The 19,303-nt window shown below is 60.1% G+C and carries 22 protein-coding genes; 9 read left to right on the top strand and 13 right to left on the bottom strand.

Annotated features, from left to right (window positions below):
- Positions 1-45: 45 nt before the first annotated feature.
- Together V8J84_RS03165 and V8J84_RS03160 are read right to left on the bottom strand one after the other, a co-directional pair.
- The gene (locus V8J84_RS03165; RefSeq protein ID WP_339928150.1) at positions 46-1,245 is read right to left on the bottom strand and encodes a winged helix-turn-helix domain-containing protein; all 1,200 of its coding nucleotides are present in this window, start codon (positions 1,243-1,245) and stop codon (positions 46-48) included.
- Positions 1,242-1,685 (bottom strand): ion channel, encoded by a 444-nt coding sequence (locus V8J84_RS03160; protein WP_339928149.1) that lies wholly within the window; start codon positions 1,683-1,685, stop codon positions 1,242-1,244. Before V8J84_RS03160 ends, V8J84_RS03165 begins: the two co-directional genes overlap by 4 nt.
- A 90-nt stretch (positions 1,686-1,775) precedes the next feature.
- Here V8J84_RS03160 and smpB point away from each other — a divergent pair, with 90 nt between their 5' ends.
- The 6 genes from smpB to V8J84_RS03130 all read left to right on the top strand — a co-directional run bounded on the left by smpB (position 1,776) and on the right by V8J84_RS03130 (position 6,845).
- A complete protein-coding gene (smpB, locus tag V8J84_RS03155) occupies positions 1,776-2,249 on the top strand; it encodes an SsrA-binding protein SmpB (RefSeq protein ID WP_339928148.1) in 474 nt (157 codons plus the stop codon).
- Positions 2,250-2,398: 149 nt separating this feature from the next.
- A complete protein-coding gene (locus V8J84_RS03150; protein WP_339928147.1) occupies positions 2,399-2,689 on the top strand; it encodes a hypothetical protein in 291 nt (96 codons plus the stop codon).
- 142 nt (positions 2,690-2,831) lie between these two features.
- A complete protein-coding gene (sseA, locus tag V8J84_RS03145) occupies positions 2,832-3,698 on the top strand; it encodes a 3-mercaptopyruvate sulfurtransferase (RefSeq protein ID WP_339928146.1) in 867 nt (288 codons plus the stop codon).
- Positions 3,698-4,882 (top strand): amino acid aminotransferase, encoded by a 1,185-nt coding sequence (locus V8J84_RS03140; RefSeq protein WP_339928145.1) that lies wholly within the window; start codon positions 3,698-3,700, stop codon positions 4,880-4,882. The genes sseA and V8J84_RS03140 overlap by 1 nt, the downstream gene beginning before the upstream one ends.
- Positions 4,851-5,789, top strand: a complete 939-nt coding sequence (locus tag V8J84_RS03135; protein ID WP_339928144.1) for a fatty acid desaturase — start codon at positions 4,851-4,853, stop codon at positions 5,787-5,789. The genes V8J84_RS03140 and V8J84_RS03135 overlap by 32 nt, the downstream gene beginning before the upstream one ends.
- Positions 5,790-5,885: 96 nt before the next feature.
- Positions 5,886-6,845 carry an L-malyl-CoA/beta-methylmalyl-CoA lyase gene (locus tag V8J84_RS03130; protein ID WP_339928143.1) on the top strand — a complete coding sequence of 320 codons (960 nt, stop codon included), beginning with the start codon at positions 5,886-5,888 and terminating at the stop codon, positions 6,843-6,845.
- Here the strand turns inward: V8J84_RS03130 and V8J84_RS03125 are convergent.
- Positions 6,842-7,261, bottom strand: a complete 420-nt coding sequence (locus V8J84_RS03125; RefSeq protein ID WP_339928142.1) for a hypothetical protein — start codon at positions 7,259-7,261, stop codon at positions 6,842-6,844. The genes V8J84_RS03130 and V8J84_RS03125 overlap by 4 nt on opposite strands.
- A gap of 131 nt (positions 7,262-7,392) precedes the next feature.
- Here V8J84_RS03125 and V8J84_RS03120 point away from each other — a divergent pair, with 131 nt between their 5' ends.
- Both V8J84_RS03120 and V8J84_RS03115 read left to right on the top strand, forming a co-directional pair.
- The gene (locus V8J84_RS03120; RefSeq protein ID WP_339928141.1) at positions 7,393-8,355 is read left to right on the top strand and encodes an acetyl-CoA carboxylase carboxyltransferase subunit alpha; all 963 of its coding nucleotides are present in this window, start codon (positions 7,393-7,395) and stop codon (positions 8,353-8,355) included.
- Positions 8,356-8,361: 6 nt separating this feature from the next.
- Positions 8,362-9,048: a M50 family metallopeptidase gene (locus V8J84_RS03115; RefSeq protein ID WP_339928140.1), complete on the top strand. Its 687-nt coding sequence runs from the start codon at positions 8,362-8,364 to the stop codon at positions 9,046-9,048.
- Positions 9,049-9,067: 19 nt separating this feature from the next.
- Here V8J84_RS03115 and V8J84_RS03110 read toward each other — a convergent pair whose 3' ends face one another.
- The 4 genes from V8J84_RS03110 to V8J84_RS03095 are packed head-to-tail and all read right to left on the bottom strand — an operon-like array spanning position 9,068 to position 11,991.
- On the bottom strand, positions 9,068-9,685 hold the full coding sequence (locus V8J84_RS03110) for a pyridoxamine 5'-phosphate oxidase family protein (protein WP_339928139.1): 618 nt from the start codon (positions 9,683-9,685) through the stop codon (positions 9,068-9,070).
- Positions 9,666-10,421, bottom strand: coding sequence for a lysophospholipid acyltransferase family protein (locus tag V8J84_RS03105; RefSeq protein ID WP_339928138.1), 756 nt, complete (start codon positions 10,419-10,421; stop codon positions 9,666-9,668). The genes V8J84_RS03110 and V8J84_RS03105 overlap by 20 nt, the downstream gene beginning before the upstream one ends.
- On the bottom strand, positions 10,418-11,323 hold the full coding sequence (locus V8J84_RS03100) for a cell division protein FtsX (RefSeq protein ID WP_339928137.1): 906 nt from the start codon (positions 11,321-11,323) through the stop codon (positions 10,418-10,420). Before V8J84_RS03100 ends, V8J84_RS03105 begins: the two co-directional genes overlap by 4 nt.
- The gene (locus tag V8J84_RS03095; protein ID WP_339928136.1) at positions 11,320-11,991 is read right to left on the bottom strand and encodes a cell division ATP-binding protein FtsE; all 672 of its coding nucleotides are present in this window, start codon (positions 11,989-11,991) and stop codon (positions 11,320-11,322) included. The genes V8J84_RS03100 and V8J84_RS03095 overlap by 4 nt, the downstream gene beginning before the upstream one ends.
- A 169-nt stretch (positions 11,992-12,160) precedes the next feature.
- Between V8J84_RS03095 and V8J84_RS03090 the strand changes: the two genes are divergently transcribed.
- A complete protein-coding gene (locus tag V8J84_RS03090) occupies positions 12,161-13,132 on the top strand; it encodes a zinc-ribbon domain-containing protein (protein ID WP_339928135.1) in 972 nt (323 codons plus the stop codon).
- Here the strand turns inward: V8J84_RS03090 and V8J84_RS03085 are convergent, their stop codons facing one another.
- The 6 genes from V8J84_RS03085 to argH form a co-directional block, all read right to left on the bottom strand.
- Entirely contained in the window at positions 13,133-15,787 is a 2,655-nt protein-coding gene (locus tag V8J84_RS03085; RefSeq protein WP_339929068.1) for a DUF4175 domain-containing protein, read from the bottom strand. It abuts the gene before it with no gap.
- A 70-nt stretch (positions 15,788-15,857) separates the two neighbouring features.
- Positions 15,858-17,123 (bottom strand): diaminopimelate decarboxylase, encoded by a 1,266-nt coding sequence (gene lysA / locus V8J84_RS03080; RefSeq protein ID WP_339928134.1) that lies wholly within the window; start codon positions 17,121-17,123, stop codon positions 15,858-15,860.
- A gap of 104 nt (positions 17,124-17,227) precedes the next feature.
- Complete coding sequence (locus V8J84_RS03075) at positions 17,228-17,533, bottom strand: DUF2834 domain-containing protein (RefSeq protein WP_339928133.1); 306 nt, start codon at positions 17,531-17,533, stop codon at positions 17,228-17,230.
- Positions 17,534-17,537: 4 nt separating this feature from the next.
- Positions 17,538-17,678: a hypothetical protein gene (locus V8J84_RS03070; protein ID WP_339928132.1), complete on the bottom strand. Its 141-nt coding sequence runs from the start codon at positions 17,676-17,678 to the stop codon at positions 17,538-17,540.
- 51 nt (positions 17,679-17,729) lie between these two features.
- Positions 17,730-17,909, bottom strand: a complete 180-nt coding sequence (locus V8J84_RS03065; protein ID WP_339928131.1) for a hypothetical protein — start codon at positions 17,907-17,909, stop codon at positions 17,730-17,732.
- Complete coding sequence (argH, locus tag V8J84_RS03060) at positions 17,906-19,294, bottom strand: argininosuccinate lyase (RefSeq protein WP_339928130.1); 1,389 nt, start codon at positions 19,292-19,294, stop codon at positions 17,906-17,908. Before argH ends, V8J84_RS03065 begins: the two co-directional genes overlap by 4 nt.
- Positions 19,295-19,303: the final 9 nt, after the last annotated feature.

Here is a 19,303-nt window from a genome sequence, read left to right as displayed (position 1 = left end):
AAACCCCGCCCTACGATCAGCGCGATACTATTGTAGGGCGGGGGATTACCCCGCCTTCACCCATCCGTCCGCATAGGCCACATCACCACACCCGCTAAATCGCGCCGCGCGGACAATCTCTGTCTGCAACCGCTTCAGGCGACCTGCGCCCATGCGCACGCCGTCTTCGGGCCAGAAGGCCGTCACATCAAGCCGGCCCGCGGGCCGGTCCGCTTTCATATCAATGCGCCCGATCATCTGATCGCCTTCCAAGACGGGGAAAACATAGTAGCCGTATTGGCGCTTCGGCGCAGGCACAAAAATCTCGATCCGGTAGTGAAAACCGAAAAGACGTTCCGCCCGTTTGCGATCCCTCAGCGCGGGATCAAACGGCGACAGGATTCGCACACGGGTCAGGGGCGCATCAGGTCGCGTGTCCAGCAAGTCCGGTGTCGCAAGCGAACGCCGCAGCTTGCCATCAACACCTTCGATATCCACAGCGATCGCGCGGCCGCCTGACAGGGCGGACAAGCTCCACGCCTTGGCCTCCGCCGGTGTCACGATATCCCAGAACGCGGCCAGTTCGCCGCTGGTCGCAAAACCCAGTTTTTCCAGCGCCGCGCTGCATGCCCAATCAATCGTTTCCTCTGTCGAGAACCGCGCATTCAACTGCTCTGGCGGGATCACCCGTTCAGTCAGGTCATAGACTTTCCGAAAGCCGTTACGCCGCGCCACCGCCAATTCGCCCGACCGCCACAGATATTCCAGAGCCGTCTTGGATGGATGCCAATCCCACCAGCCGCCGGAACTGCGCTCTTCTTCCTTACCAACATCCTTCGACGTACAGGCCCCTTCGTCGCTGACCTGCCGCAGCACATCATCAATCGTGGCCATCAGATCACCGCGCCGCGCGTCCTTCCAATAGCTGGCAAGCCGCTTGGCATCCCGTGCCATTTTCAACCGCCAATGCGGGAAAAGCGTCATATCAATCGCCGCCGCATCGTGGGTCCAGTGCTCAAACACATGCCCGTCCCGTGCCAGCGCGTGCCCCAAGGCGGGTGGGCGGTATTGCTGGCGTCTGGCCCAGAGGATCAGATCGTGGGCGCGCGCAAAGGTGTTCACGCTATCAAGCTGCACAAACCCCAGATGCTGGATCACGCCCGCCAGATCGGCCCCTTTGCCTGCGCCACTGGGCGCGCCTGTCAGCAAATGGCGATGCAGGAAGATACGCCGCGCCTCGGTATTGGAGATGACAGGAACATTCATTCGGTTTCATCCAGTGCCGCAATTTGAAGGCCCCGCAAGTCGCGCAGAGACTCAAGCAGGATCGCCGTGACCAGCCCGATGTTCAACAGCCCGTTGGCCGCAGCTAATCCGCCCAGCAGCCGCCAGTCTTCGGGCAGCAAAACATCTCCGAACCCGAGCGTTGTAAAGGCGACCAAAGCGAAATAGACGGCCTCTTCCAGTGTCGGTAACGCGCCCAATTGGACAAAGGCAATCGCCCAAATCCAGACGGCAACAGTCATCTGCGCCATCGCCCAGACCGCCGCCACACACAAGACCAGCATCAGCTTGGGTCGGTGCGGAGATCGCATCAGCCAGTCATGCGACCGGTGCAGAACATAGGCGATGATCCAGTAGCTCAGACCCGCGACGATGATCGACACGAGCAACAGGACGGTCCCGATGATCAGTTGCACCAACATGAAATCGCAGCTCCCCCGTGATCTTTGCATCCGTGTACGCGTGGTGCACGGGTTGTGCACGCGCGGTGCACGGCCTATTTGAAGCGGATCATGGCAAAGAAACCCGAAAACAAAAACTACAAAGTGATCGCCGAGAACCGGCGCGCACGCTACGACTATGCGCTGGAGGACGACCTTGAGGTCGGCATCATCCTGACCGGATCAGAGGTGAAATCCCTGCGCATCGGGCAGTCCAACATTGCCGAAAGCTATGCATCTGTGGATGACAACGAACTCTGGCTGACCAACTCCTACATCGCGCCTTACAACCGCGCCATGTTTCCCCACGAAGAGCGTCGCAAACGTAAATTGCTGTGTTCACGCAAAGAGTTATCGCGGCTGTGGAACGCGACGAAGCGCGAGGGCATGACCATCGTGCCGCTTGTCATGTATTTCAACGATCGCGGGCTGGTGAAGCTCAAGATCGCCACGGCCAAGGGTAAGAAAAACCACGACAAGCGCGCCACCGAGGCCAAGCGCGATTGGGGTCGCCAGAAACAGCGCCTGCTGCGTCACGGCGACTGACGTCCCCCCCTGTTCCTCCTGTCGGGGAAAACCACTGCAATTCTCCCTCTCTTGCCCGGTAGGCAAGACCTGCTAGGCTTCGCCTGCCGCAGCGTCAGGCCAGCGTCGCGGCCAATGGAATATGTGGCCAACAAAAGGGAACGGGGACTATGGAACAGATTATTGCACAGCTTGTCGCGGGTGCCGTAGGCGGAAATGCTGCTGGTGCGGGGCTGAAAAACCTGTCGCTTGGTACAATGGGCAACACCATCACCGGCCTGATCGGTGGCTTGGGCGGCGGCCAAATTCTGGGCATGCTGACCGGCGGCGCAGCAGCCGCTGGAGATGCCGCAACCGGCACAGACATGAGCGGACTTGTCGCACAACTTGTCGGCGGTGGTGCTGGCGGTGCCGTGCTGACGGCCATCATTGGCTTTGTGAAAAACAAGATGGCAGGCTAAGCCCCACACCGCATCTTGATGACAAACAGACCGGACGTCGCAGATGCGCACGTCCGGTCTTTGCGTTGGCGGATACCTTGTCACAGCGCCCCGTGCGCGGTAGTGAGCGGCTGTACCCACAACGCAACAGGACATGCCGCCAATGACAACGCCCTTGCAGGACGATCCGCAGACGCTGGTCAGCACGGAGTGGCTGGCGGCACATCTTAAAGACCCTGATCTGCGCATCTTTGATGCATCGTGGTATCTTCCGGGCAGTGATCGTGACGGGCGTGCCGAATACGATATCGCCCACATCCCCGGTGCGCGGTTCTTTGACATCGACGAGATTGCCGATCTGCGCTCAGACATGCCGCACACTGTGCCGCCTGTTGAAAAGTTCATGTCTCGCATGCGCGCGATGGGCGTCGGCGACGGGCATCAGGTGGTTGTCTATGACGGGTCCGGCCTGTTTTCGGCGGCCCGCGTCTGGTGGCTGTTCCGCCTGATGGGTCAAAAGAATATCGCCGTGCTGGATGGCGGCATGCCCAAGTGGATCGCCGAGGGGCGCAAGATCACCGACGACAAGCCGCTGATCCGTGACCGCCACATGACGGTATCGCGCCAGAACCAGCTTGTGCGCGACGTGACCCAAGTGGCCCGCGCGGCCAAGCTGGGCGATCACGTGATCATCGATGCCCGCGCTGCCGACCGCTTTACCGGTGACGCGCCAGAGCCGCGCGAGGGCATGCGCTCGGGTCACATCCCAGGCTCGCGCAACGTGCCTTACACCACCTTGCTGAACGCAGACGGCACGATGAAAGACGCAGATGGTATCCGCGCCGCGTTTGATGCCGCTGGCGTTGACCTGTCCAAGCCTGCGATTACCACCTGCGGGTCCGGCGTGACGGCGGCGATCCTGTCGCTGGCGCTTGAACGGATCGGCAAGACCGACCATAGCCTTTATGACGGATCATGGTCCGAATGGGGCATGTATGATGATTTACCTATTGCGACCGGAGCAGCCTGATGCTGGAAAACCTGACAGCCCAACCCGCCGATAAAATCCTTGCCCTGATGGCCGCCTATCGCGCCGACCCGCGCGACACGAAGGTCGATCTCGGCGTTGGCGTTTACAAAGACGCGTCTGGCAACACGCCCGTCATGCGTGCGGTCAAAGAGGCAGAGCGCCGGATCGTCGCGGACCAATCGACCAAGGCCTACACCGGTCTGGCCGGTGATCCAGCCTTTGGCGATGCAATGATTGACCTGCTCTTGGGCGACACAATCGCGCGCGACCGTATTGCAGCGGTCGCCACACCGGGTGGCACAGGTGCCATTCGACAGGCGCTTGAACTGATCAAGATGGCAGCACCTGATGCCACCGTCTGGCTGTCCGATCCCACATGGCCAAACCACCCGTCGATCATCAAATATCTGGGCATGGCATCCAAGACCTACCGCTATTTCGACACCGACACGCGCAACGTCGATTTTGACGCGATGATGGCCGATCTTGGTGGTGTCGCGGCGGGTGACGTGGTGCTGCTGCACGGCTGCTGCCACAACCCGACAGGCGCGAACCTGACGCTAGAGCAGTGGGACAAGGTCATCGCGCTTTTGCAGGCAAAATCAGCCACGCCGTTTATCGACATCGCCTATCAGGGCTTTGGCGATGGTCTGGACGCTGACGCCGCAGCCACACGTAAGGTCGTGGCCGCCTTTGACGAATGTCTGGTCGCGGCGTCCTGCTCCAAGAACTTCGGCATCTACCGAGAGCGCACGGGTATCCTGATGGCGGTCTCCAAGACTGCCGATATGCAGCCGCTGACCCAACAGACACTGCAATTCCTGAACCGCCAGAACTATTCCTTCCCGCCGGACCACGGCGCACGCGTGGTCACCACCATCCTGACCGACCCCGATCTGCGCGCTGATTGGGAGGCCGAGCTGGAAGAGACACGCAACGGCATGCTTGCCCTGCGCAAACAGCTGGCGGACGAGTTGCGCCGCCTGTCCAACTCCGACCGGTTTGATTTCCTTGCCGATCATCGCGGCATGTTCAGCCAGCTTGGCACCACGCCCGAGATGGTGGAAAAGCTGCGCGCCGACCACGGGATTTACATGGTGGGCGACAGCCGCATGAACATCGCGGGACTGAACGAAAAAACTGTGCCGATCCTTGCTAAAGCAATCATCGACGCAGGTATCTGACTTGCAGGCTGCGCTGGATCATAAAGCATTCCTGCGCAGCCTGACCGCCGAACAACGCGCTGTTCTGACAGCAAAACAAGACTGTGCGGGATACATCCACCTTGCAGGGCATCTCGGCGCTCTGGCGCTGTCGGGCACCTATATCGCGCTGGGTCTGCCGCTGTGGTGGCTCATGATGCTGCCCCACGGCATGATGCTGGTGCTCCTGTTCACGCTTTTGCACGAAACCAGCCACGACACTGTGTTTGCCAGCCTGCGCGCCAATCGGATCGTTGCGGCGTTTTGCGGCGTGGTGCTTTTGATCCCGCCGGTGTGGTTCAAATATTTTCATCTGGCCCATCACCGTCACACGCATGATCCCGATGCCGACCCCGAGCTTGAGACGCCAAAGCCTGAAACTTGGCGCGCCTACCTCTGGCACCTGACGGGTCTGCCGACGTGGCGGGCGAAGGTGGCGACGTTGCTGGCGAATGCGCAGGGCAAGGCAAGTGCGGCCTACATTCCTGAACGGAAACGCGGGCAGGTGCGGCAAGAGGCCTATGTTATGCTGGCCTTCTACGCGACCGTTCTTTTGCTGGCCTTCGCAACCTCGGCCACATGGATTTTGACGCTTTGGATCATCCCAGCGCTGTTGGGCGAACCTGCTTTGCGGTTCTATCTGATGGCCGAACATGGCCGCTGTCCGCACGCGGCAAATATGTTTGAGAACACCCGCACGACCCTGACGAACCGCATCGTGCGTTTTTTTGCGTGGAACATGCCGTATCACGCAGAACACCACGCGTTTCCCACAGTGCCGTTCCACAAATTGCCGCAACTGCACGATCTGACACAGGCGCATCTGCAACAGGTCTCGCAGGGCTATCGGGCGTTTCACCGTAACTATGCGGCTGATCTGACGCGCTGATATTGCTGCATCTGCACAATCGGCTTGCAGGACAGCGCGCAATAATCTAACCCGAAAGAAACGCCTTACGTAATTATCAGTCTCGAAGGATCGCTCATGTCATTCCGCTTGCAGCCCACGCCCCCTGCCCGTCCCAATCGCTGCCAGTTGTTTGGACCCGGATCGAACACCAAGCTGCATCCGAAAATGGCGGCCAGTGCGGCGGACGTGATCAACCTTGATCTGGAAGACAGCGTGGCACCCACCGACAAGGACGCGGCCCGCGAAAATGTCATCAAGGCGACTCATGACATCGACTGGGGCAACAAGACGCTGGCCGTGCGGATTAACGGGTTGGATACGCCCTACTGGTATCGCGATGTGGTGGACCTGATGGAACAGGCCAGCGACAGGCTTGACCAGATCATGATCCCAAAGGTGGGCTGCGCGGCTGATGTTTATGCAGTGGACGCGCTTGTCACCGCGATTGAAACCGCCAAAGGCCGCAGCAAGCCGGTCAGCTTTGAGGTGATCATCGAAAGTGCGGCTGGTCTGGCCCACGTCGAAGAAATCGCTGCCTCCTCCTCCCGCATGGCGGCGATGTCGCTGGGTGCGGCAGACTTCGCGGCCTCGATGGGCATGCAGACGACAGGCATCGGTGGCACGCAGGACAACTACTACATGCTGCATGGAGACACGCGGCACTATTCTGACCCTTGGCACTGGGCGCAGACTGCGATTGTCGCGGCGTGCCGGACGCACGGCGTGCTGCCCGTGGACGGCCCCTTTGGCGACTTCAGCGACGACGAAGGCTACCGCGCGCAAGCCCGCCGCTCTGCCACGTTGGGCATGGTCGGCAAGTGGGCGATCCACCCCAAGCAGATCGCACTGGCCAATGAAGTCTTCACCCCGTCGGACGAGGCTGTGGCGGAGGCGCGCGAAATCCTTGCCGCCATGGAAGACGCAAAGGCACGTGGCGAAGGGGCGACCGTTTACAAAGGCCGCCTTGTCGATATCGCCAGCATCAAACAGGCCGAAGTGATCGTAAAGCAGTCCGAAATGATTGCAGGCGCCTAGCGCAGAAACAGCATCTCGACCTCATAGCCCATGCGGCAATCGGTGGCATCACGCATGATGTCACCGGCCAGCAGCGGCGTGTCGGTCATCGCTTCACCGACAAAGCGCAGATCATCACATTCGCCGTCATTGGCCCATTCGCTGCTGTCATCGCCAAAATCAATCGTGCCATCCGGTCCGACGCCGATCTGGCTGATCTCGCCGGCATAAAATGCCGTCGCACAGTCGCTTGCGTCACGGTTCACGTCGTCGAACAGGAGTGGGGTCTGTGTCATCCCCGGCCCCTCAAAGCGCGGGTCGTCACATTCGTTGTCATTGGACCAGTCGCCGCTGTCATCGCCAAACTCGACCTCTTGGGCGAAAGCGGGCGCTGCGACCAGCGACATCATCAGGGCAGAGATTGTGAGAATTTTCATAAGCGTAAGCCTCGTGGGTTTGTTGATTTGGGATAGTATGGCGGCGTCAAAGCGACCGCGCAATCGCTGCATTCCATTGCAAAGCGTGGCGGGGAATGACTATATCGGTCGCAACACAGCAAAGGTGCCGCATGACCCAATATCTTGAGTTTGAAAAACCACTGGCCGAGATTGAAGGCAAAGCCGAAGAGCTGCGCGCCATGGCCCGCGCCAACCCCGAAGCGGATGTTGAAAAAGAGGCAGGCCAGCTTGATCAAAAGGCCAAGGACCTGCTGAACCAGCTATACGGAAACCTGACCCCGTGGCGCAAATGTCAGGTGGCCCGCCACCCCGAACGGCCTCACGCCCAAGACTATATCAACGCACTTTTCACCGAATATACGCCGCTGGCCGGTGATCGGAATTTCGCCGACGATCATGCCGTCATGGGCGGAATTGCGCGTTTGGACGGACGTCCGGTGATGGTGATTGGCCACGAAAAGGGCAAAGACACCAAAAGCCGCATCGAACGCAATTTTGGCATGGCCCGCCCCGAAGGCTATCGCAAGGCGATCCGTTTGATGGATCTGGCGGACCGTTTTGGCCTGCCGGTGATCACGCTGGTCGACACACCCGGTGCCTATCCCGGCAAGGGCGCGGAAGAGCGTGGCCAGTCCGAGGCGATTGCACGCTCGACCCAGAAGTGCCTTGATCTGAACGTGCCGCTGATCAGCGTGATCGTGGGCGAAGGCGGATCGGGCGGCGCTGTGGCGTTTGCCACGGCCAATCGCGTCGCCATGCTGGACCACTCCATCTATTCGGTCATCAGCCCGGAAGGGTGCGCGTCGATCCTGTGGAAGGACGCAGGCAAAGCCGGTGAGGCCGCCGAGGCGCTTCGTCTGACCGCGCAAAACCTGTATGAACTGGGTGTGTGCGACCGCATCATTCCTGAACCCACAGGCGGCGCACACCGCGATCAAGCCACGACTATCGCGAACGTGCGTAAAGCACTGCTGGCGATGCTGGCCGAGTTTGACGGCAAAACAGCCGATCAGAACCGCGCAGACAGGCGTGCCAAGTATCTCAAGCTGGGCAGCAAGGGCCTCGCGGCTTAACCCCTGATGACTTACCTGCGCGGTCACTGGCAGCTTTTGGCGCTTGTGGCGCTGGTGTTTGCGCTGTGGTCGACACCGGTGATGGTTCCGCTGAAAATCCTCGTGGTGATGCTGCATGAGCTGTCTCACGCCATTATGGCGCTTGTGACAGGCGGAGAGATTGTCAGCCTGTCGGTCAATGCAAACCAGGGCGGCGAGGTCTGGACGCGCGGCGGGAACCGCTTTCTGACACTGACCGCAGGATACCTCGGATCATTGCTGATCGGGCTGGGGCTGCTTATTGCGGCCCTGCGCACGCATCTTGATCGCGTGCTGATGGCGGGGTTTGGTATCGCGCTGCTTGTGGTCACAGCGCTTTACGTCCGCGATCTGTTTGCGTTTGGTTTCGGGGCTGGAACCGGCGCTATCATGCTCGCTGTGGCGCGGTTTGGCAGTATTCAGGTCAACGACCTTATTCTGCGGGTTATCGCACTGACCAGCATCGTCTATGTCCCCTACGACATCTTCAGCGACACCATCGCCCGCAGTGCCCTTAGGTCCGATGCACGCATGCTGGCCGAAGAGTTTGGCGGGGCGACGATGATGTGGGGCGGGTTGTGGCTCGTGATCAGTCTCTGGGTGATCTGGGTCGCGGTGCGGCGCGGACTGGGCGCAGACAGCAATATTCATTTCGGGTCCGGCGACACGCACTAAACGCGGCTGACTGCTGGTTTTACCACATCGTTTTGGCCGCGCGTGGTGCCCATGCCGCGTCATAAGCCTCACCGTCAAAACCGGCTTCCATCTCGGCCAGCATATCGCCCACCGATGGCAGGCCCTCGCTTTCGTTCCCCGCAGACCACGTACCGGCCCGCATCAGGGCGCGGGCGCATTGGCTGTAAATCTCGTCGATCTGGATCACGATCACAGACCGCGGAGCACGGCCCCTGTCACTGAACCTGTCGATCAGATCGGGCGCGACGCTGACTGTGCCACGGCCATTGACCCGCACCACGTTGTTAGAACCCGGCACCACAAACATCAGGCTTAGCCGCCCGTCTGTCACGATATTGCGCAGGCTATCCATCCGGTTATTCCCGCGCCAGTCCGGCATCAGAAGCGTTTGCGGGTCCAGTTCCGTGACCACCGGCCCATCATCACCTCGTGGACTGCCATCGGTGCCGTCCGGTCCGACTGTGGTCAGAACACACAGCCGCGATGCCATGATCCATTTGCGATAGGCCGGGGTGAGGCGTTTGGCGACCTTGATCAGGGACGCCTTACCGGGCGTGCCATAAATCGCCTCAAGATGGGCGATATCGGTGATGGTATCAGCTGACAATGTGGTCATCCGTCAAACGCGGAATAAATCCAGCCTCGGCGGCAAGGGCGGCAGACCGGGTCTCAATCGCGCCTTCCAGCTGCGCCATGAATTCGGGTAAAGGCAGGCCCGGCGGGATCGGCTCAAGAAATTCAATGACCGCGTGGCCGGGTTTGCGGTAAATGCCGCGCTTGGGCCAGAACACACCGACATTGCATGCTACAGGCACACAAGGCTGGCCAAGTTCCTGATACAGAACACCGGTGCCGGTCTTGTATTTCGCCTTGGCACCAGGCGCGACGCGGGTGCCTTGGGGATAGATAATCAACTGTCCGGGAAGTGCGGCACCGGCTTTGACGTCAGCGATCATCTTGCGGATGGCTACGCCACGCTTGCCACGATCAACAGGCACGCAGCCGATGCGCAGGCCAAACCAGCCAATGATCGGCGCCCATTTCAGGATGCTTTTCATAATGAATTTTCCACGCGGCATGGCGCCATAGATCATCAACACATCCATGAAAGACTGGTGCTTGGCAGCAACCATCACCTCGGTTGTTGGTGGCGTGCCGCGCACTTCGGTATGCAGGCCTATCATCCATGTGGCCGACCAGCGCACCCAGCGGCAATAGGCATGACAGCCCGCAATAGCCCCGCGCGGTGTTGCAATCGCCCACGGCAGATACAGCACACCGACGACCAGCATCGCCACGTACATCGATCCGATAAAGATCAGGGACCGCACCCATTGGATCGCATAGCTCATGATTGTTCCCTCAATGTGCGCAGGGCCGCAGAGCGCGTGGCGGCAAACGCCACACCTCCGGCCAGTGGCGGGATCACAAGCGGCAACAGCCAGCCCGCCCCTTGAAACCCTAACCCTGTCAGGAACCCGCCTGCAACATCGGCGCTTGGCAGAAGGGCGACGGCCACAAGCCCCAGAATGACGCCAGCCGCAGCCCCGACAAGCGCCCGCAGCGTAAAGCGACGCACGAACGCCTTGGCGATGTAGGTATCACGCGCACCCACCAGCCGCATCACGCGGATTACCTGCGCATTGGCGGCAAGCGCGGCTTGGGCTGCCAACGTAATCATCGCAGCAGTCGACGCGGCAATCAGCAGGATTGCAATCCACCCAAGGGAACGCAGCCGGTTGGCGGCCGCAACAAGTGGTTCACGCCAGCGGGTGTGATCATCCAGCACAGCGCCCGGCACTTCGGCTTGCAGGCGGGCGCGCAATCCGGTGGCGTCATATCCGCCGCCTTCTTCGATGATCTCGATCAACTGCGGAATAGGGAGTGTCTCAACTGGCAGATCAGGACCGAACCAAGGTTCGAGCAATGCACGCTGCTCGTCTGGTGTCAGGGGACGGGCATCTGCGACACCGGGCGTTGTCTGCAATACAGTAATCGCCGCCCGTAGCTGTGCATCAGCCTGATCGGCAGGAGCCGAAATGCGCAGGGTTGACGTACGCGCCAATTCATCCGACCAGCGGTCTGCAAGGCGTCCTGTCGCCAGTGAAAGCGCCAACGCAAACACGGCAAGAAACGCCATGGCCGCGCTGGTAAACACGGTCAGGCGGGCCGTGAAACCTGTGGGTGGGACCGCGCGGTCGGCCTGCGGATCACCGACAATCAGACTGCTGATTTGTTTGACATCCAGCTTCATAGCTCTGCCCCCGCCTGCATCAATCGGCGGTCTTTCAGACGCAGCACACGTGACGATACCTGTGATTTTGCGGCGCGGATCAGGTTGAGATCATGCGTGGCGATCAGCACCGCCTTGCCCATCCGGTTCAGTTCAACCAACAGCGTCAGCAGGCGTTGCGACATTTCCCAATCCACGTTGCCGGTGGGTTCATCTGCAATAATCACGTCAGGCGACATTATGACAGCGCGGGCCAACGCGGCACGCTGCCGTTCACCGCCCGACAGTTGCGGTGGAAGCTGGTTGGCCTGCTTGCGAAGCCCGACCCACGAGATCAAGTCCTCAAGGTTTTCCATACCATCCGTGCGCCCCGCGACCGTCAGCGGAAGTGCAATGTTTTCAGTGAGCGAAAGGTGATCGAGGAACTGGCAGTCCTGATGCACCACACCGATCCGGCGGCGGGTCATCGCAACTTCGTCGCGATCAAGGTCGCGCGCAGGCCTGTCAAACAGGCGCACTTCGCCCGCCGTGGCCTGCAATTCGCCGTAGCAAAGCTTAAGAAGTGTGGTTTTTCCGGCACCGGACGGGCCTGTTAAAAACTGGAACGATGCCGGCGCAAGCGTGAGTGAAAGCTGCGAAAACAGCTCTGCCCCGCCATAGCTGTAAGCCACATTGTCTAACTCGATCACCTGCGTTGTCCTTATGGCTGCCGCGACACTTCTGCCCAAATCTGCAACAGGTTTCAATCATATCGCGCCTTCAGGGGGTTCATATCATTGGCGTTTGCCTGCAGGATTGTTAAACAAGACGCAACAATGGCAGGTCACAACTGCATTTTATGGGCAAAAGGATACTCTTATGCGCTTGATCTGCCCCAATTGCGGCGCGCAATACGAAGTCCCTGACGATGTTATTCCGGCAGCGGGCCGCGACGTCCAGTGTTCCAACTGCGGACATACATGGCTTGAATTGCCCGGTGCATCCGAAGCGGCAGAAGCCGAGCTGGACGCTGTGTCTTCTGTGTCTGTCGCGGATACTTTGGCCGATACCTCTGCAAGCGTGACCGAAGATGAAGCTAACGACAGCAAGTCGTTTGACGGATCAATCGACGAGGCTTTTGCCGACATTTCGCCAGCCGACCCGCCACCGGACCTACCGGACACGACGACTGATTTCGAAAGCGCCGAAGGCGAAGAAACGCCAACAACGGCGCCGCGCCGCCGCCCTGTTGATGCGTCCGTCAGCGCCATATTGCAAGAGGAAGCCGCCCGCGAGGTGGCCGCCCGCAAGTCTGAAATGGCAGCACCGCTGGAGCAGCAAGAGGATCTTGGTCTGCCGCCAGAGCCTGCGCCACAGCAACGCGCGTCAGAGACTGAGCGTCTTGTCCGCGAGATGCAGCAGGAAGAAGAGGCTGCGATCCGCGATGCCGATGATGGTGACGCGCTGGGTGCGGCGGCCACGCCGACTGCGCTGAACACAACCGTCACATCGGCTGGGTCACGCAAAGAACTATTGCCCGATATCGAAGAGATCAATTCCAGTCTGCGGTCGAACGCGGAACGTGGCGACCCGACCATTCCAGAGCCGGAGGAGGTGGAGGAAGAACGCCGCCGCGGGTTCAGGTTCGGGTTCTTCACGGTGCTGATCGTGATCATCATCTTCGCGCTGCTGTATATCTTCGCGCCAGAAATTTCGCAGGCCGTGCCGTCATTTGCGGGCGCGCTTGATGCCTATGTCGCGGGCGTCGATGCTGCGCGTATCTGGCTTGATGTACAGGTGCAGGCATTGCTTGAGATGATCCGGCCCGAAGCGGATACCCCGACCGAATAATCAGAACCGGTCGAGCAATCGGCGCAGGTAGTCTTTTTCAATCTCGGGGCGTTCCTGCTCGGACGACCGTCTGCGCAATTCGTTCAGCAATTCTTCGGCACGGCGATAGACATCTTCGCCCTGCAGCAGATTTTCATCCGTCCCGAATTGTCCGTTATTGCCCAACTCGCGGCCCAGCGGATCGCGGCGGCTGGGTTCAACACGGCCAGTGGTTTCGCCTTGCTCTGATCCTTGTCCGGGTTCCTGATTGCGGTTTTCGGCCAGCGCTTCTGACAGGCTCCGCATCCCGTTGCGCAGGGCGTCCATCGCTTCGGCCTGCCGGTCAATCGCTTCGGCCAGATCACCTTGGCGCAGCGCCTCTTCCGCGCCGTCCATCGCACCTTCGGCCCGCTCAAGCGCACGGCGTGCGATATCACCCGCCTCACCGTCAAGGCCCGGCAACGCATCGCGCTGGCGGTTCAATTCGTCACGCAATGCCTGCTGCCGTTCGGAAAGCGATCCTTCGTTGGTCGGGTCGCCACCTTCACCGCCAGCGCCACCGTCATCTTGCAAACCGCCTTGACCATCGCGACCAGTGCTTTCGGCGTCGCCCTGCTGGCCACCCTGACCATCCTGACCGTCTTGCTGACCCTGCTGGCCTTCCTGGCCCTGCTGCTGTCCGTCCTGACCTTGTTGCTGACCGGTCTGGCCCTGCTGCCCTTGCTGCCCCTGTTGGTCGCCCTGCTGGTTCTGCTGCCGCTCAGCGCGTTCCTGCAACTCGCGGAATGCATCGTCAGACAAGTCTTCCTGATCGCGCAGTGTTTCGGCAAGGTCTTCCATCGATTGCTCGCCCGGTGTCTGCGGGCCGTCGCCACCACCTTCGCCTTGGGTGATGCGCATGTTCTCGAGCAATTGGTTCAACTGCTCCATCAGCGCTTCGGCTTCTGCCATGCGGCCTTCTTCCATCAGCTCCTGAATCCGATCCATCAGAGCCTGCAATTCATCTTGCGTAAACTCAAAGCTTTCGTCGCTGTTGTCGGGCTGGTCCGTCTGGTCCTGCTCGGCAAAATCCGTTTCATCGGCCAGCAACTGCATGTAGTCATCCGTCGCCTCGCGCAGTTCCTGCATCAGCTCGGCAATCTCTTCGTCCGACGCGCCATTACGCATGGCTTCGGCAAGCCGTTCCTGTGCCCTGCGCAAACGTTCGCGGGCATCTGCGAGTGTGCCGTCTTCAAGCTGGATCGCCAAATCCCACAGGGCCTGCACGATCTCGGCCTGCCCCTCATCGGTGATCCCGAATTCGGCAAAGGCATCAAGCCGCCGGATGATGGCCCGCATCCGCAGATAGGTTATTTCGTTAGAAAACAGCCCTTCAGGACGGTGCGACAGTGCTTTCATGATCTGCGCAATCCGCGCGGTGTTGTCGCGCGACCACATCAGATCACGGCGCTGTTCGATGATCGCTTTTGCAAATGGCTGAAAAAACCGACGACCGGGCAGCACCAAAGGCTCGGCCGGCGCATTTGCCGTCTGACCAGCGGCATCGACCACCTCAAGCGTGAGTGTCACAGGCAGATTGGCCAGCGGATGCTCTGAAAGGTTGTCGATCAGGAAATCTTCAAAGTCGGTGCGATCGCCGGTGAAGGGCATCGGCAGATCAAGCACCAGTTCGTCAAACCCGTCGGGATCAATGGCAAGTCCATGCACGCGGTCAACCGCATCAAGATCAAGCGCGAAGGTCGCGGTTCCGGACACAACGCCATAGTCATCCATGGCAAGAAACGGCTGCGACATCTCTCCATCGGCCTCGGCCTCAATCGGGCCGGTCAGCTCGACGAGCGGCGGCTGGTCCTCGACCACGGTCACGGTCCATGCAGCACCATTTTCGCCATCAATCGACAGATCGCCCGATTGGGTGACGTTGAAACTTTGCTGTGCTTCGGATGCCGCGCCAATTTCGCCAACACGACCAGAGACAGTTTCCGCAACCGTCAGCGCGCCAACCTCGCCATAAAGGCGCAGGGTAATCGTGCTATCCACAGGCACGCGCAGCGGACCAGGCGGAATGTCATTGAGATAAATCGACGGTTTGCCGGTATAGGCAGGCGGTTCGACCCACCCCTCCCACACAGGACCGGTCGCCAGAACCTGATCGCCACCCGCGATAACAGGCGCCTGCGTGACCCGCAGAAGCGACCCGAACAGCAGTGCGACAACAAAGAACAACAGCGCCATATAGCGCAGACCGTAAGGATCACGGTCCGACACCCGTAGGTCAGGTTCGACTGCCGTTGCAGCCTTGGTGCGCTCTTCCATCCGCAGCATATGCGCGCGCCAGACAGCCTCTGACGCGCTGTCGCCCGCACCTACCGCCTGACTGTCACGGATGGCGGCAATCGGACGGCCGGGCATGCGGGCATCAACCCGCGCTGTTGCGGCATCTTTGCTGGGCCATCGGAACTTGCGCAGCCCCAAACCAAAGGTGATCAAAAGCGCCAGCGCTGCCAGCACGACAAAGCCCCATAGCACCTCAAGCGAGACGCTGTCCTGCCAGCCAAACATCAACGGGGCCAGCACCACAAAGGCCACTGTCCAGAGCGGCCAGAAAGCGCGCACGATCTGTTCCGCCACCATACCCGCACGGGTCACGCCGACAGGCCGCGCCAGATGGCGCAGTTCTTCGGGCGACTTGGGACGGTTCTGGGTCAGGTGGTATCTCCGGCGGTTGAACAGACGAACGGCACGATTAGAGCCACTCTGGCACCGTATCGCGTGCAATCATCTCTTCATAGGTAGGTCTTGCGCGGATAACTGCAAATTGATCTCCGTTCACCAGCACCTCGGGGATCAGTGGCCGCGAATTATATTCCGACGACATCACCGCGCCATAAGCACCGGCAGAGCGGAACGCGATCAGATCATCAGACCCGACCTTGGCCATCGCGCGGCCCTTGGTGAAGGTGTCACCGCTTTCGCAAACGGGCCCGACAATATCGTAGGTTGCTGGCGCATCGCCCGGCGTTGCCTCCACAACAGGGACAATATCGTGCCACGCCTCGTACATGGCCGGACGGATCAGATCATTCATGGCCGCGTCGATAATCAGGAATTTACGATCCTCGCCTTCCTTGACGTAGATTACCTTGCTCACCATCAAGCCTGCATTGCCAGAAATCAGCCGCCCCGGTTCAATCTCGATCTCGCAATCCAGATGGCCCAACGTGCGCTCAATCAGCGCGCCGTAGTCGCTTGGCAGCGGCGGGGCCGCATTCGACCGCGCATAAGGAATGCCAAGGCCACCCCCCAGATCAAGGCGACTAATCTCGTGCCCGTCGGCACGCAACTGTTCGGTCAATTCCGCGACCTTGCCATAGGCTTGCTCAAACGGGGCAAGATCGGTCAGCTGCGACCCGATATGCACGTCGATCCCGATAACCTTGAGACCTTTGAGCTTGGCGGCATGGGCATAGACCTCTCGTGCGCGACTGATCGGAATACCGAACTTGTCCTCCGACCGGCCCGTGGCGATCTTGGCATGGGTCTTGGCATCCACATCGGGGTTCACGCGCACGGTAATCGGGGCCACCATGCCCAAGTCCTGCGCGACACGATCCAGCACAGCCATCTCCGGCTCGCTCTCGACGTTAAACTGCCGGATACCGCCTTTCAGCGCCTGACGCATCTCGTCAGCTGTCTTGCCCACGCCGGAAAACACGATCTTGTCGCCGGGCACCCCGGCCGCTTTGGCCCGCGCGTATTCGCCACCCGACACAACGTCCATGCCAGCGCCCGCATCGGCCAACACCTTCAGCACGGCCTGATTGGATAGCGATTTCATCGCAAAGCAGACCAGATGATCGGCCCAGTCCAACGCATCATCAAACAATTTGAAATGCCGCTGCAATGTGGCCGTGGAATACACATAAAACGGCGTGCCGACAGCCGCCGCAATTTCGGACACCGGCACGTCTTCGGCATAAAGCGCGCCATCACGATACAGAAAATGATCCATCGACCCTCACCCGTCAAAACCTTGACCGACATAGCAGAAAGCAGCGCAGGCCCAACCCTTCTTTTGGTCAAACACGTCCACGCTGCGCCTTATTAGAGCGGCCGCTAGGCTGGCTTGCTGCGCAGGAAAAGATAAAGCGGCAAACCACAGCTGACGCCGATGCAAAATGTCGCGGGGATCGCGATCAGCCGAAGCCATTCTTTGGTGCGGATTGTCTCGACGATGACCCAAAGTGTCAGTGCGATGGCGGCAATGGTCAGGTCCCAGACCAGACCGCTGGTCGCCGCATTGACGTGCCACGCATCAACCATCGCCATGATGTCCCAGCCATTGGCCTGAAACCAGCTGATGAAATAATACATCGGGTGGATTGCGCCCCAGATCGCAAGGGCCAAAAAAACAAATCGCATGACGCTATAACTCCAGTCGCGGGCCGGTTGTGGCAAATGGGCTTGGCGGATCCTCGGCACGGAAGCTGTCGCTTTCGGTGTCGAAATTCAGCGCCATTCCGCTGCATCCCGAGAGCGTAAGTATTAGCAAGACTGTGCGCATCATGGGTCCGCCTGTGTTGTGAACCAACATGGCCCGCTGACCAGACAAATCAAATCAGCGCGAAATCGACTGGCCAAGACCAAGACTGACCGTGCCATTTGTCACGCCCACATTGGTCCGCGCCGACACGCCGTTGGTGCCCACCGAAATGCTTCCCGATTGCGTAGGGCGGAACGGTGCACCATCTGCCCCGCAGCCTGCCAGCACGATCAAAGCCAAAACTGCAAATCTCATCCCAAGCGATCCTTCCATGCAGCGACCTGCGCCCGCACATTGGCAGGGGCTGTGCCGCCAAAGCTGGTGCGGGAGGCGACGGAATTCTTCACACCCAGCACGTCAAACACGTCTTGGCGGATATCCTGATGCACAGCCTGCATGTCGGAAAGGGTTAAATCCGGCAGGTCGCAGTTTTTCGCTTCCGCCGCTGCGACAAGCGATCCGGTGACGTGGTGCGCCTCGCGGAACGGCATGCCCAATTCGCGCACCAGCCAGTCGGCCAGATCGGTCGCGGTGGAGAATCCAGTGGCAGCGGCAGCCTCAAGGCTTTCCACGTTTGCGGTCATATCGCTAACCATGCCGGTCATCGCGGCCAGTGCGAGCATGAAGTTATCGGCGGCGTCAAATACCTGCTCTTTGTCTTCCTGCATGTCCTTGGAATAGGTCAGCGGCAGACCTTTCATCACGGTCATCAACGCAACATTCGCCCCGAAAATCCGGCCGATCTTGGCGCGGATCAATTCGGCAGCATCAGGGTTGCGTTTCTGCGGCATGATCGACGATCCGGTGGACCATTTGTCGGACATCTTCACAAAGCGGAATTGCGCGGACGACCAGATCACCAACTCTTCGGCCAGACGCGACAGATGCATCGCGCAGATGCTGGCGCTGCTGAGGAACTCCAGCGCAAAATCGCGGTCGGCCACGGCATCAAGGCTGTTGGCCATCGGACCGTCGAAGCCCAGCGCCTTTGCGGTCATCTCGCGGTCAATCGGGAAGGATGTGCCAGCAAGCGCCGCAGCCCCCAAGGGTGACAGGTTCATCCGCTTGCGGGCATCCGCAAACCGCGCGCGGTCACGGCCAATCATCTCGACGTATGCCAGCATGTGATGGCCCCATGTGACAGGCTGTGCGACTTGCAAGTGCGTGAAGCCTGGCATGACCCAGTCCGCTCCGGCCTCAGCTTGTGCGAGAAGGGCTTGCAAGAGCCTGGCGAGCGCGTCGTCAACAGCATCACATTGCTCGCGCACCCAAAGGCGGAAATCGACAGCAACCTGATCATTGCGCGACCGCGCCGTGTGCAAACGCCCTGCCGGTTCGCCGATCAGATCACGCAAGCGGGCCTCGACGTTCATGTGGATGTCTTCCAGCGCCGTCGAAAACGGGAACTTGCCGGTTTCAATCTCTGACAAGACCGTGAGCAGGCCTTCCTCAATCGCGGCGGCATCTGTATCGCTGATGATGCCTGTCGCGGCCAACATGGCGGCGTGGGCGCGCGATCCTGCGATGTCCTGTGCGGCCATGCGCTGGTCAAAGCCGATCGAGGCGTTAATGGCCTCCATGATGGCGTCTGGACCAGCGGCAAAGCGCCCGCCCCACATCGAATTCGCGGATTTGGTCATGAAAGGAAG

Source organism: Yoonia sp. 208BN28-4 (assembly GCF_037543925.1).
In the GTDB taxonomy this organism is placed as follows: domain Bacteria; phylum Pseudomonadota; class Alphaproteobacteria; order Rhodobacterales; family Rhodobacteraceae; genus Yoonia.
The sequence above is the reverse complement of the archived record's forward strand: the minus strand, read 5'-3'. Positions and strand labels throughout refer to the sequence as shown.